Source organism: Ktedonospora formicarum (genome assembly GCF_016587355.1).
In the GTDB taxonomy this organism is placed as follows: Bacteria; Chloroflexota; Ktedonobacteria; order Ktedonobacterales; family Ktedonobacteraceae; genus Ktedonobacter; species Ktedonobacter formicarum.
The window spans coordinates 697,549-712,010 of the sequence record NZ_BNJF01000004.1 but is presented as its reverse complement, the minus strand read 5'-3'; the positions used below and the strand labels follow the sequence as shown (position 1 = coordinate 712,010).

The window sequence follows — 14,462 nt, the reverse complement described above, 5'->3', positions numbered from 1 at the left end:
AGATTCAATGTCCAGAGCCCCTCTTCACGCCCTGATCTGGTCCAAAGAGCAACACCTCTACGAGTGGTATACCCAGGGTCAGATGACGCAACGTTTTCAATCAACTGAGGAAACCGCCTGGCTTGCCTGGCTTGATGAAGTGTCCTCATTTGCCTTCCACAGCGCAAGAGGCTCGCTCAATGTCTACCAGGAGCAGAGGCCACGTGGAGGAGCATACTGGTATGCCTATCAAACCAAAGAGGGTCGCACACGCAAGCGCTATCTCGGACAAACGAAAAGCCTCAGTTTCTCGCGGTTAGAAGAGACGGCACACTCGCTCTTGCGCGCGCAACCGTCTGCGGCTACGAAAGAGCCGGAAATGATGATGCTCTCCAGCCGACTTGCTCCGCCGAGACAGCCAAATACCCTGGTGGAGCGCGAACGCTTGCTGACAACTCTCGATGAAGCGCTTTTGACCCCGCTGACCCTGCTCTCTGCCTCGGCGGGCTGGGGCAAAACCACGCTGATCTCGGTTTGGGCGCACCGGCAAAAAAAGACGCAGGTAGCATGGCTCTCGCTGGACGAACTGGACAACAGCCCAACCCGCTTTTGGGGCGCGTTGATCGTGTCTCTGCGTCGATGCCCAAGCCTGGCTGAGAACTTTGGAGAAAATGTCGTAGCACAATTACAATCGCCTCAGCCACCACCGCTCTCCTCCTGTCTTTCTGTGCTTCTCCATGAACTGGAAAGCCAACAGGTATATCCTGCCCCATCGTTCTCATTCTGGACGATTATCAGGTGATAGAAGAGTCAGTCATTCACCAGGGCATGGCCTTCTTCCTAGAGCATCTGCCCGCTTATCTACACCTGATCCTTTCCAGCCGTGTGGACCCAGACCTGCCTCTTGCGCGTCTGCGAGCCCATGGACAGTTGACCGAGATTCGCACGGATGAACTGCGCTTTCAGATGGGCGAAGCGAGCCAATTTCTGGATAAAATGCTCCTCTCTTCGCTTTCTGAAGAAGCACTGCTGCGGCTGATGGGCCGGACGGAGGGCTGGATCGCCGGCCTGCATCTGATCGCCCTTACCATGCAGAAGCGTGCAGATTATATGGCATATCTTGAGACATTGACTGGGAGTCAGCGATATCTGCTGGACTATGTCCAGGAGGATATCCTGGCATGCTTGTCCCCTGATACACGCGACTTTTTACTCCAAATCGCCATTCTCTCGCGTCTGGACGCTGCTGTGTGTCAGGCTGTCACTGCCGCACCTACGAAGGCGGTTAGTCAGCAACAGCTCGCGTTGCTGGAGCGAGCGAACCTTTTCCTGATGCCCTTGGATGAAGAGCGTCGTACATATCGGCTGCATGATCTCTTTCGTGAAACCCTGCTTTCAGTGCTCCACGCCAACCAACCAGAAAGAGTGTCGCTCTTGCACCGCCGGGCCGCTGTTTTTTATGAGGCCGAGAGGCAGTGGACTGAGGCCATTACCCATGCGCTTGCCGGGTCTGATTTTTCCATGGCAACGCGGCTCATGGAGCAGACCGTTGAGCAGTTCTGGCTGCGTGGAGAGGCGGAGTCGGTAGCGCGCTGGTTTTTTGCGCTCCCTGAGCTCAGCGTGCGCGAGCATGCTCGGCTGGCACTCACAACCGCGCTCTATCTGCTGGCCACCGGCGCAAATACCGTCGGGCCGCAGAGCGAACGGTATCATCAGCAGGCACGGCAACTCATGGCACGAATAGAGAGCGTTTTGTGGCAAGGGCATAATGCGAGCAGCGAGGAGACAAGCCCTGGCTCCCTTGCTGGAGATCGAGAGGTGAAGTATACTCTCCTGCATTGGCGTCTGCGCTTGCTCCACCTGTATCTTGTCTTGAGTGAAGTCGCAACCAGTGGGGACTATGGGCGTTTGAGCCGCAGACAGCAGGAGATTGAAGAGGAATTGGAACATGACGAAGATCTGGTCTGGCAGATGGTCCCGCTCGCCTGCACCTTTGCCCTCCACTACTCGATCCGGCAAGAGGGTGCGCGACTCTTGCCACACTTACTCCTAGCACAAGAGAGAGTGAGTCGAGAAGCACCAAGCCCTGCGAGCTACAAGATCAGGCAATGGATGGTGCTCTGCGCGATAGAGGCAGGACGTCTGCACATCGCATATGAGGAGAGCCTGACAGCACTTAATCTGTTCAGACAGCTCGCAGGCTATACCCTGCTCAATGGCTATTTCCAACTTGCCCTGATCCAGGTATTGTACCAATGGAACCGCCTGGTGGAGGCGCGCAATCTGCTGCATATGCTGCTACCGGTTGCCAAGGCTTGGCAGCAGCTCGATCTCCTCACATGGGGGCACGTCTGGCTGGTAAAAATCGCACTTGCTATCGGGGATCACTTGCTCGCTGACCAGTCTCTCTATGAGCTGGAATGCCTGATGCAGAGTGCTCCCTTTGCGGACTACCCTGATAGGATGCCGGCGCTGCGAGCGGAGGTATGGCTGACACAGGGAAAACTAGAGGCAGCAGCCGAGTGGGCTGAAAGTATCATCTTTCCTCAAGGAGTATGGGAGGGAAGCGGGCCTTACGAGGCTCTCCCCGTTGTAATACGGATATATTTTGCGCGTCGTTGTTGGGCGGAAGCGGTTTTCCTGCTAGAGAGGTGGCGCAAGCATCTAGATCGTCCAACCAACGTCAGGATCACCATCACGTATCTGGCCCAGTTGCTGGTAGCACTGCATCAGACTGGACAGCGCAATCAGGCCTATGAGGTCGTGGCCCGTCTCTTCGCCTTGACGGAACCGGAGGGCTACCTGCGCGTGTACCTGGATGAAGGCGAACCAATGCGCCAGACACTTGAAGCACTGCTCACTTCGCACTCCCAGCAGCATGAGTTTGCTCCTTCCATCAGGACCTTCATCTCAAAGCTGCTGGCCGTTTTCGAGCAGGAGCAGCAAGGTGTAGGTACATCCCTGGCGGCACCCACTCCCAAACCTGCTTTTTCCTCTGCGCAGCAGGCATCGGCTGTTTTCTCCGCGCCAGATGTTTCCCTGACCCGGCGTGAGCAGGAAGTCTTGCGTCTGTTGGCTACTGGAGCCTCCAATCAGGACATCGCCCAGACTCTGGTGATCGCGTTGCCCACGGTCAAGAAACATGTTAGCAACCTGCTTGGTAAGCTGAGTGCCTCTAGCCGCACGCAGGCGATTAGCCGGGCACGTGCTCTTTCCCTGCTCTAGACGGGCTTCCTCTTAGGAGGTCCCCTCCTCGATGTTAGAATCGAGGAGGGGGACGTCACTGTATTTATACTAGCCAGAGGAACGGAGTCTAACCTCTTCAGAAGAAGAGGTGGTAGTGCTAAGAGAGGATTATGCATGATTTTTGCTCAGATTTTTGCATATTATCATCGTGGATACCGATTCGGCAGCATCCTCATTAACCTGGAAAGTCATCGCGTCGTAGACCTCTTACCTGAACCGCCGAGCCGAAATCGCCGCTGCGTGGATGCGCCAACAACCAGACCTGGCCGTGATCAGTCGTGATCGTGGAGGGGAATATGCTTCCGCTGCGCGAGAAGGCGCCCGTTCAATGCGCCGACCGATTTCACATCATTAAGAATTTGATTGAAACGGCCCAGGTGCTACTGGCTCGTTGTCAGGCAGAGATCCTGGCAGTTCGTTTGACTCATAAAGCCTCTCTACTTGGCCCACAAAAATAGGGGCATCTCCCAAGAGACATCAGGACACTCTACCTGTATACTAACAATGTCTTGCTCAAAGGGGAAAACTGTTCAAATGAGTTATAGTCGCTATGGCCTCTTCACGTCATGTCCTCTTTGAGCATCGTCCTTCCATCAATATTTCTCTCTTGCCCATTGTCGAAGAAGAGCAGATACGTGCCAAGCATAAGAGCGTATCAAGCGATAGATCAGCCAAATCCACAAGTCTTATCGAGATGATGCAATTGATGTGTGTCCCTATCTACTCACGTCTTCACAAAGGAGCAGGCGTCGCTCCTTTGTGAATGAATGGAATTCCCTAGGGGTCAAGAACCGCCCTGAGTATTTCTCCCAATAGACAAATGCTCATACTTTTTGTACGCTAAAGCGACGATATGGAGATATCTGATAGATCGTCATAGCATACCTCAATCGAAAGACATCTGCTGTCTTAACTACACAGATATTTCAAAAGGAGCATAACATGCGGAAACGCTTGGTCATCAGTAGTATCGCTCTTGTAGGAGCACTCTTGCTTGCACTGGTTCCCTTTTCAACCGCCTCTGCGCATGAAGTCCGACATGTAGGCAATTATACGTTCATTGTTGGTTTCCTTGAAGAGCCAGCGAATGTTGGCGTCAGAAATAGTCTTGACCTGACCATTTGTAACGGCAAAACCTGTGAGATTGCGGGCGGAGGTGATGATGGTCCAGTCGCAAATCCTGTCAATGATGCGGACAAGAGCTTAAAGGCGGAGGTAAGTACAGGCAGCTCCGCACCGCTCACGCTCACGCTGAAGCCACGTGATGAGGCCCCTGGCAAATATACGTCCTATTTCGTTCCCACACAGGCAGGCGCGTACACATTTCATTTCACCGGGACGCTCAATGGACAAAAGATTGACGAGAAATTCACCAGTAGTCCGAATGGATTTGGTGAGGTCGAAACAATTGTGTCCTATCCCTCAACGACCTCCGCTACCACAGCAAGCACACCCCAAGGGACAGAGACACTGTCCTCTCTCCAAACGCAACTTCAGGAAGCGAGAACAACAGGAACGCTTCTGGGGACGATCGGCATCATCGTTGGGGTACTTGGCCTGGGAACTGCAATCTTCGCGTTGACACGCCGCCCAAAAAGTGTGGTGCAAAGCAATCAGGTACCATCTGACGAACAATTGCGCGGATAACTCACCCTCAAATGTCGCCCCTTGGTAGATAGTGAGCGCAAAAAGAGCATGATCACTGAGTAGGAAAGCACTTCTTATCAGTAACTCATGCTCTTTTCTCTGTATGAGCCTTTGCTCCATCTCTCTGACCCCTTATATCCACTGTTCTAAGGATGTTTACGCGGCGATATGCCCATTATAGGCCTATTCTTGAAAGAACGAGGAATGCACATTTCCCTGTGCTACACGACTGCGTTCTCTGGAGAAGGTAACTGAAAGGGTGTCGCGCCCCTGAATCTTCCGCATATGCATAGGAACAAGATAGACAACTCTTGGCGTAAAAGGTGCACGTTCTGGATGAGCGACTTCACTTCCCTGGCGAGATTCGAAGAGATCCAGCAAGGCATTGACTTGTTTTGGAGTGGCGGAAAATACAACACCTTATCAGCACTGTGGGCCTTTTTTTGGGGAATCACGCAGTAGTGTCTGAATGCGAAGTGCTCCTTGTTTGCTGCCATTGTCTCTGCTATACTTCTCACTGTTGGGAGGAACACGCGGTGTGTTGGGGACAACGCGTGAAAAGAAAGGTTGTATGCCAAGGTCACCACTTCACGCACTTCGCTGGTCTACCGATCAGGCCCTCTATGAGTTATCTACCTCTGGTCATCTGGAGCACTGTTTTCGCCCAGGAGATGGGCCTCTGTGGTTAGCCTGGCTTGAAACTGCCACCTCGTTTGCTTTTCAGGGGCGCTCTGGCCATCTCAATATCTACAAAGAGGCTCGACCGCGAGGAGGAGCATATTGGTATGCCTACCACACCGCCGCCCATCGCACCGCGAAACGCTATCTTGGACAGACGGCCAATGTGACATTTGCGCGCTTGGAGGAGGTGGCTCATGATCTGGCACGCGCCACGCTGCCTCAGATGTCACATACCGCGAGGACCTCTGCCCTGCACCAGACTGGACACGGGATGGTGCCGCTCTTAACCAGGCTTGTTCGCCCGCCTGTGCCTGCTACGCTTGTCGAGCGGGAGCGCTTGCTCTCTAAGGCGGATACGGTGCTTTCTCGCCGGTTACTCTTACTTTCCGCCTCTGCTGGCAGTGGGAAAACGACCCTGCTCTCCGCCTGGGTGGCTCGCTCTGCGGCTCGATCCCGCAAGTTTGCCTGGCTGACCCTCGATGAGACCGACAATGACATCACCCGCTTCTGGGTGTCGGTGATCATGGCCTTGCGAATGCATCTGCCAGGGATCGGTGAGGTCGCACTCAACATGGTGCATCAGCCCGTACTGCCGCCTTTTGCTACGGTGCTTACCGCCTTGATCAACGAACTGACGGAACTGACCGAAGATCTCGTTCTGATCCTGGACGACTATCATGTGATTGAGGAGCAGGCCATTCACGAGGCTTTGCTTTTCTGGCTGGAACATGTGCCTGTCCAGATACATCTGGTGCTTGCCAGTCGCGTTGATCCACCGTTTTCCCTCTCTCGTCTGCGTGTTCGCGATCAAGTGCGCGAATTGCGGGATGCCGATCTGCGCTTTCAGCAGAGTGAAGCCGCTCATTTCCTCAACGGAACTATGAAGCTTACCCTCTCGCAAGAAGAAGTGGATGTTCTGGAGCAGCGTACTGAAGGGTGGATTGCGGGCCTGCAACTGGCAGCACTGGTTCTGCAACAACGAGAGGATCATGCGGCCTTTGTCCGAGCATTTACCGGCAGTCAACGCTATCTGCTGGATTACATTCAGGAGGAGATTCTCTCTCACCTGGAAGCTCCTCTCCAGAACTTTCTGCTTCGCATTTCCGTCCTTTCGCATCTGAACGCGGACCTCTGTCAGGCGGTCACTGAGGAACCGGCCAGTCAGGCGAGACTTCAGGAGCTTGAGCGCGCTCATCTCTTCCTGATCGCCCTGGATGAAGAACGACGCTGGTATCGTCTGCACGATCTGTTTCGCGAAGCGCTCCTTGCGCGCCTGCGCGCCACACACCCCACGCTCATTGTCGAATTGCATCGGCGAGCAGCGCACTGGTATGAAGAGCAGGGCGAGCTGCGGGAAGCCATCGCCCACCGGCTGACGGCAACGGATTTCGCCGTCGCCGCTTCTCTGATGAAGCGCATGGCCCGGGATACCTGGTGGCAGGGGGAGATACAGATTTTTCATCGCTGGATTATGGCATTGCCCGATGCCGTAGTGCGCGAGCACGCCCCTTTTGCGCTGACTGCGGCGCTCTATCTGCTTACTTCCTTCGCTTCGACCAGCCAGGAGCAACGCGCCCGAACGCGGGAGCAGACGAAGCAGATGATGGCACGAGTGGAGGAGGCTCTCCGATTCCAGGAGAACCAGCCAGGACTGGCAGCGAGCGATCCCGCACCTCTGGTCGATGAAGAACTACTCTGGCAGCGCCTGCATGTCCTGCGTACGTGGAGCGCGGCGGAAGACGCGGTGTTCCGCAATGACCGGGCCTATCTGGGCCTACTCTATCAACAGATGCAGCAGTTGGGGAGGGACGATGAGCCGATCTGGCAGGTGATCCCACTCTCCATCGCCTTTATGTTCCGTGCTATTCTTCTGCACGAAGCTGCCTCGCTCATCCCGCTCTTCCTGGAAGCCAGGCAGCATATGAGCCAGCAGGCACGCGATCACTTTGCGACCATCCAGGTGACGCACTGGCTGATCCATGTCTATCGGCATGCTGGACAACTGCACCAGGCATATCAGGAAGTGCTAGCGGCCCGCGAACTGAGTGCACAGGTTAATGGCCCTGCTTTCCTGGTCGCGTATGTTTCGTATCACCAGGGGCATATCCTCTACCAATGGAATCGGCTGGCCGAGGCCCGCGCCACGCTTCTGCCGATGCTTCAGCACTCGACCCTCTGGCAGCAGATCGATCTGCTCACCTGGGGATATCAACTGCTCTTCGAGATCGAACTGGCGGCGGGAGATCTTTCCGCAGCCGGGCAAGCGCTCCAGGAGCTAGAACGTTTGCAACAGCGGGGATTTGTCGTTCGCGAGTCTGTGTTGATTGCAATTCGTGTGCAATGGTGGTTGGCAAACGACAATCTGGGGGCAGCGGATGCCTGCGCAGCTCAGATGATGTTTTACACAGATACCTGGGATGTTCAACGCACAGACGAATTCTTTGCGCTTATTCACGTCTATCTTGCTCAGAACAAATATACGCAGGCAGTAGAAATGTTGGATCGCTTTCGTAAATATCTGGATCAGCCTGAAGATCTGCTTACCACTATCTCGTTTCTCACACTGTATGCTCTGGCGCTGCACCAGGCAGACAAACATGCACAGGCTTGCCAGATCGCAGCTCGTCTTTTCGCGCTCACGAAGCCAGGAGGGTATGTGCGCGTCTATCTGAATGAGGGAGAATCGATGCGCAAGTTCCTCAAGGCGTTGCAGAAAATGCCATATCAGCCTGAGGACGGCAGTGCTGCTCTCCCCAGAGACTCTATTGCCCAGATACTCTCGGCCTTCGAGCAGGCCTCCAATGCGCCAACCAATAGCATCGCTGTAACCATTTCTGAAAAAAAACTATCTCAGCGACCACAAGACATCGCTCTCACAAACGCTCCCATCGAACCCCTCACGTCGCGTGAGCGGGAGGTCTTGCAGCTTCTTTCCAGGGGAGCTAGCAATCAAAAGATCGCCCATCAACTGGTCATTTCTCTCACGACCGTCAAAAAGCATGTGAGTGCTCTCCTGATGAAGCTCAACGCGGAAAACAGAACCCATGCGGTCATACGAGCCAGAGAGTTATCTTTACTCTAGCCATTGCTCATCTCTCTTCGCCCAAGTAGCCCTGCTGTACCTCCCAACCCTTTTTCCCAACCATGCGGCAAATGGTACCTCGCAGTAGACCTTAGTGTGCTGTGCTCCCCGCTCCTGCGCAGTAGTATTTCCCCAGAAGAAAGAACCGGAACGGAGGATGACAGAGCTATGCACTGCCGTATTCGCGTCAAAGGACACCTGGACCTATGCTGGCAGCAATCATTGGAGGAATTACATATTATGCAGGACGCAAACGGTACATCTCTCCTCTCAGGTTGTCTCAAAGACCAGGCAGCCCTCTATGGTGTGCTGCTGAAGATCCGTTCTCTGAATTTGTCGCTTCTTGCTCTTGAGACCAGTGAGGAACCCTATGAGGACGCTGCATCTCCATATGTGTAAGGAATAAGAAATATTTCGATGGTGCATGGTTTGATGTGTTCAACAAAAGAAAAGAGAAGAACATGCAACAGAGGAAATACCGTTGGTGGGGGATTATTGCGTTGGGGGTATCGATTTTTCTGGTCACGACAGATATGACTATTGTGGCTCTGGCGCTGCCTTCCATCGCGCAGTACTTTCATCTTTCAGACAGCGCAGTCTCAACCATCGTGTTGAGCTACTCATTACCTGTCACACTATTGGTACTGCCGGTTGGCATGGTGCTTCATCGTCCCTACCCGCTTAGCGCCTTTGCCGGTTCAGTTGTGGGCTTCGGGCTGGGGAGTATCCTCTGCGGACTGGCCCCCAATTTCTGGATACTCCTGCTGGGACGCATGGTACAGGGTGTTGCCGGGAGCGTGATGATGACGCAGAATCTCGCCGTTGCGACGGCGCTGGCCGCGCCCTCTGAACGAGGAAGAGCTATAGGGATCATGAGTTCGCTGGCAACACTGGGGTCTGTGACCGGGCCTGGCATTGGTGGTTTGCTCTTAGGGCGCTTTGGCTGGCCATCTATCTTCTTCGTCAACGTCCCGATGTGTCTGCTGGCTGTGCTTCTTGGTTGTGTCGGCTTGCGCGGTCTCACGCTTGCGGAAGGGAGAACGTCGAGCAATGGTTGGCGTTTGATGATTAACCTGTTACGCCGTCCCTCGTTTTTCTGGGCCTGGCTTGTGATTCTGATGAGCTCAGTGGTGTCAGGAGCCTTTTATACCCTGCTGCCTTTCGACCTGAGTCGTGTGCAACGGCTTTCACCGGGGACAGCGGGGCTGGTGTTGCTCTGTCTCCCCTTTGGGATTGCCGTAACAGCGCCGATCAGTGGTTATCTCACTGATCGGTTGGGGGCAAAAGTGTTGATGATGATTGGCCTGGCATTCATGGTTGGCAGCGTGGGTGTGCTCACGCTGGCGGTAGGAACCAGGGTATCAGCCCTTGATCTTGCCTTGTGTCTGCTGCTGGTCGGCATCACCAGGGGGATCTTTGATGGGCCAACACAAACGCTGCTGATGTCCAGCGATTCGCGAGAGACGCTCAGCGCGGCCAGTAGCCTCAGCGCTATGGGGAGAAATCTGGGGCTTGCCCTGGGGCCACTGCTCATGAGCTTCACCTGGCTCTGGATGACCGGGCTTGTTCTGCAAATGGTTGGTGGTCTGCTGGTGCTCGATCTGTTGACCATCCTGGGCTTTCTTTGTGGGTGGCTCTCACTGCGAGCAAAAGCGCAATTTCCAGTAGAAGCGTTGAAGGTAGATCATGAAGGCTATCATGGACAAAACACGCACTCACGCACGGTGATATTGTAAAAAAGGTAAATAACAATAAATAGGAATAGAGAGAAAAGATGAACGAATCCAGTTATGGTCAACGCGGAGGATTGTCTCAAGGGCGTCTGGAGCGCTTGAGCAGAGCATTGGAAGGGTATGTCGAGCGAGGTGAGTTTGCGGGAGTGACTGCCATGCTATATCGACACGGCGAACTGGCATACGCTGCTGCGACTGGCTGGCAGGATCGGGAGGCGCAGATCCCGATGCAGCGCGACACGATCTTTCGTCTGGCCTCGATGACCAAGCCGATTATCGCTGCTGCTGCCCTGACGCTGGTTGAAGAGGGCAAGCTTCGCCTCTCTGACCCAGTGGATGCCTGGCTTCCGGAGTTAGCACAGCGGATGGTGATGCGCGACCCGCATGGCTCGCCTGACGATGTCTATCCTTCTCCGCGCGCGATTACCCTGCATGATCTGCTCACCTACCGTTTGGGTCTTGGTTGGGGAAAGACCAGCCTTGGACCCAGCCTCCTCACACTGACGGCTGCACCAATAGCACAGGCACTTCAGATTCCAAATGCACAGCGACTGGCTCCTGATGCATGGCTGGCCCGCATCGGCGAATTTCCTCTGGCCTATGAGCCCGGCACGCGCTGGCTCTACCATATCGCTTCGGATATTCTGGGTATCCTGATAGCTCGGGTCACGAGAAAACCGCTGGAAGTGGCGTTGCGCGAACGCATCTTTGAGCCACTGGGCATGGTGGATGCGAGCTTCGTCGTGCCAGCCGAAAAACGGAGCCGTCTTGCTGTGCTCTACGGACCCGCGCCTGAGGGTGGGCTGGCCGTGCTAGATCATCCCCAAACAACGGGCTGGGCCGAGCCGCCACTGTTCGCCTCCGGGGGCGCTGGTCTGGTTTCCACTGCTAATGACTACCTGCGTTTCGGACGCATGTTGTTGGGGAAAGGGGTATTGGATGGGGTGCGTGTGCTCTCGCACAAGACAGTGGAGGCCATGACGACCGACTACCTCACACCTGAGCAGCACACTCATGCCACGTTTGCCATGAGCACGACCGAAATGTGGGCCAATCGGGGATTTGGCTATGGGGTCCAGGTGGTGACAAAACAGACCGGTTTCGGTCCCAGCGTCGGCACTTTTGGCTGGCCAGGTGGCCTGGGCACAGCGTGGTACGTAGATCCGCAAGAGGACCTGGTAGCCCTTATCCTGCTCCAATACCAGAATGCTATTGTCGCCGCAGATTGGCGCAGCACGATTGGTGGTGATTTTTTGACGCTGACCTATCAGGCAATCAATGATTAAAAAAGAACGAAATGATGATTTTTGCGAAAAATACGAAAAGAGAGAAACATGATAGATAAAGCAATAATGGTACATCAGGTCAGCCGTCCCCAGGGATGGCCAGCTACCGAGCATTTCGCATTCGTGGAGGCTCCCATCTCCAGGCCCGAACCAGGAGAAGCCCTGGTGGAGAATATCTACCTCTCTGTAGACCCCTATATGCGCTCGTCTATGGATGCAGTATGGGATCTCCACACCCCTCTGGATGGCAGAGCGATTGGTTGCGTGGTGGAATCTCGGATTCCCCACCTGGTCAGAGGCGATCTGGTGCTTCACCGCAAAGGGTGGCGTACGCATGCGCTGGTTCGTGCTGAGGATGTTCAGGGGTTGCCACAGGTGCCAGGGGTTCCTATTAGCGCGTATCTGGGCATTCTTGGCGGAACGGGCCTCGCCGCCTACGTGGCCCTGACGAAAATTGCTCGTCTCCAAACAGAAGAGTCCGTGTTTATCTCGGCGGCTGCCGGCGGCGTTGGGAGTGCAGCAGGGCAAATCGCCCGCCTGCTGGGTGCCAGTCGAGTGATTGGCAGTGCGGGATCAGCTGCCAAAGTCACGCATCTCACGAAAGACCTGGGGTTCGACGCCGCTTTCGACTACCACGATGGCCCTGTCAGCGAACTGCTGACACAGGTTGCCCCCAAGGAATCGACATCTATCTCGACAACGTTGGTGGAGAGCATCTCGAAGCGGCGATCAGTGCTCTGCATGAACACGGGCGCGTTGCGTTGTGCGGTGCGGTGGCCCAGTACAACAGCACTGAGCCCCCAGCCGCTCCTCGCAACCTCTTTGGCGTTGTGCTGAAAAGCCTCCGCCTGGAGGGCTTCTCTGTCCGCGACTACCAGCACGTTCGAGGCGAACTGGAGGAACTGCTCACGCCACATATCCAATCGGGGCGCATCGTCGTCGATCAGACGGTGGTTGAGGGTTTTAGCCAGATCATCGATGCCTTCCTCGGGATGCTCCGTGGAGACAACAGTGGCAAGATGATCGTTCGGGTTACTCATTAAAAGAAGAACAGGAGGCTTCCTTTTAAACACATCACAGCGCATTTGCGGAAAGTAGCTGAGTACGCTAGTAGCGGGCTTTACAATACAATCCATTTGACAATCCGCCCCTGTTTTCGTTTATACTCATGCATATATTTATCACCATTCCTGATAAGGAGCGCCCCCTCTCAATGCTATTTTGTGATTATTGTGGTGCCGAAAATAGCGACACCGTGGCCCAATGTCTCTATTGTCATCAACCCCTTATTTCCAATACCACAACCGCGTCTTCCTCCTCTTCGGGGCAGCAACACATGCTACTTACAGCCAGTGCAGCCCCCTCCTCGCCCCAGGCCACTCCTCCTCCCAACCCACAAGCATCCGCTTCACTCCTGTATCAGAAATATCGTCTCCTTGAGCAGATCGGTGAAGGTGGCTATGCCTCCATCTACAAGGCTTGCGAGCGCGAAAACCAGCGCCTGGTGGTCGCCATTAAAGCCATCAACCTGCAGGGTATGAGCGCTGACCAGATCATTGATGCCACCGCAACCTTTCATACAGAGCTCTCCATCCTGAGCACGCTCAAGCACCCGTCAATTCCTACCCTCTATGACCATTTCACCGACGCCTCCCACTGGTACCTCGCCATGAGCTTTATTGAGGGGCAAACGCTGGAGAAGTATTTCTCGACTCTCACCCTGGACAAGTATCGCTATCCGCAGACAGTGTGTACTCTGATTGAGATTGCCCTTGAGCTTTGTAATGTCCTGATGTATATGCACCGCCAGGAGCCAAGCGTGATCTATCGCGATCTCAAGCCCGCCAATATCATGCTAGGTCCTAAAAACCGCGTCACTCTGATCGACTTTGGCATCGCGCGCCACTTCAAGCCAGGACAGAGCAAAGACACGATCGCCTTTGGCTCTCCAGGCTATGCCGCCCCAGAACAATATGGCAAGGCCCAGACGACACCGCGCTCCGACATCTATAGCCTGGGCGCCCTGCTCCACCAGATGCTCACAGGCCAGGACCCTGCCGAGCATCCCTTTGCGTTCCCTGCCATTCACATCACCACGCCCGGCCTTCCCTTGGAACTGGGTAGCTTCATTGCTCGTATGCTTGCATTGTCTCCTGAGGAGCGCCCCACAAGCATGGTAGATGTACAGTATCGGCTCAAGCAGGCCTACATCGGCCTTAAGGACCGACTCAGCGACAAAGTAGAGAACTCAGTCCCAGTTCCAGCACTGGTAAGCCGCCGGGCCATGGTGGGCTGGGGCGCATTTGGACTCGTAGGCCTCGCAGCAATTGGCATTACTGCGCTCTTCGACAAGCACATGCAACCTCCAGTTCCGATCCAATCCACCTCCACGCAAGCCCCTATCGCCACTCTCGTCACCTACGTCACGCCAGACGATACCATTCCACGAACTCCTGAGTTGACGAAAATTAAAGTTGTATCGAGACAAAAGGTCCCATATCAGGAGGCTGCCGCCGCCTCTGTCAACGGCGTTGACGTTCCTTTTAATATCGTAGCCAGTACCAAATAATAGCGTTCATGTTCTCTATGTGGACCATATCGTCTCTTACACTGGCCACACAAAGCCTGTCAAATACCTCTCTTACCTAGCCTGGGACACCAATGTTGCCACATGTGCTGAGAATGACACCGTTGTACACATCTGGGATTGCGCAACTGGACAAGCCACAATGCAACTTCATGCTCCTGCACCAGTTGTTGCGTTGTGTTTATGGGGCAATATGCTTGCTGTGGCCTGCAACGACAACA

Annotated in this window: 8 protein-coding genes and 2 pseudogenes; all 10 read left to right on the top strand. The window is 54.7% G+C overall.

Going from position 1 to position 14,462, the window contains the following annotated elements; all coding sequences use genetic code 11:
• Positions 1–7 precede the first annotated feature (7 nt).
• The 10 genes and pseudogenes from K3T82_RS34845 (at position 8) to K3T82_RS34795 (ending at position 14,223) form a co-directional block, all read left to right on the top strand.
• Positions 8–781: a DUF6788 family protein gene (locus K3T82_RS34845; RefSeq protein WP_220198091.1), complete on the top strand. Its 774-nt coding sequence runs from the start codon at positions 8–10 to the stop codon at positions 779–781.
• Positions 778–3,204, top strand: a complete 2,427-nt coding sequence (locus K3T82_RS49670; protein WP_220198090.1) for a winged helix-turn-helix domain-containing protein — start codon at positions 778–780, stop codon at positions 3,202–3,204. The genes K3T82_RS34845 and K3T82_RS49670 overlap by 4 nt, the downstream gene beginning before the upstream one ends.
• A gap of 168 nt (positions 3,205–3,372) precedes the next feature.
• Positions 3,373–3,617 (top strand): annotated as a pseudogene (locus K3T82_RS50370) (transposase); the annotation flags it as partial.
• A 550-nt stretch (positions 3,618–4,167) separates the two neighbouring features.
• On the top strand, positions 4,168–4,872 hold the full coding sequence (locus K3T82_RS34830) for a hypothetical protein (RefSeq protein ID WP_220198089.1): 705 nt from the start codon (positions 4,168–4,170) through the stop codon (positions 4,870–4,872).
• Positions 4,873–5,443: 571 nt separating this feature from the next.
• A complete protein-coding gene (locus K3T82_RS34825) occupies positions 5,444–8,635 on the top strand; it encodes a winged helix-turn-helix domain-containing protein (protein WP_220198088.1) in 3,192 nt (1,063 codons plus the stop codon).
• Positions 8,636–8,803: 168 nt separating this feature from the next.
• On the top strand, positions 8,804–9,034 hold the full coding sequence (locus tag K3T82_RS34820; protein WP_220198087.1) for a hypothetical protein: 231 nt from the start codon (positions 8,804–8,806) through the stop codon (positions 9,032–9,034).
• Between the two features lie 62 nt (positions 9,035–9,096).
• Positions 9,097–10,371, top strand: coding sequence for an MFS transporter (locus tag K3T82_RS34815; protein ID WP_220198086.1), 1,275 nt, complete (start codon positions 9,097–9,099; stop codon positions 10,369–10,371).
• Between the two features lie 38 nt (positions 10,372–10,409).
• The gene (locus K3T82_RS34810) at positions 10,410–11,654 is read left to right on the top strand and encodes a serine hydrolase domain-containing protein (RefSeq protein ID WP_220198085.1); all 1,245 of its coding nucleotides are present in this window, start codon (positions 10,410–10,412) and stop codon (positions 11,652–11,654) included.
• 48 nt (positions 11,655–11,702) lie between these two features.
• Positions 11,703–12,697 (top strand): annotated as a pseudogene (locus tag K3T82_RS50365) (NADP-dependent oxidoreductase).
• Positions 12,698–12,867: 170 nt separating this feature from the next.
• Positions 12,868–14,223 (top strand): serine/threonine protein kinase, encoded by a 1,356-nt coding sequence (locus K3T82_RS34795; protein ID WP_220198082.1) that lies wholly within the window; start codon positions 12,868–12,870, stop codon positions 14,221–14,223.
• Positions 14,224–14,462: the final 239 nt, after the last annotated feature.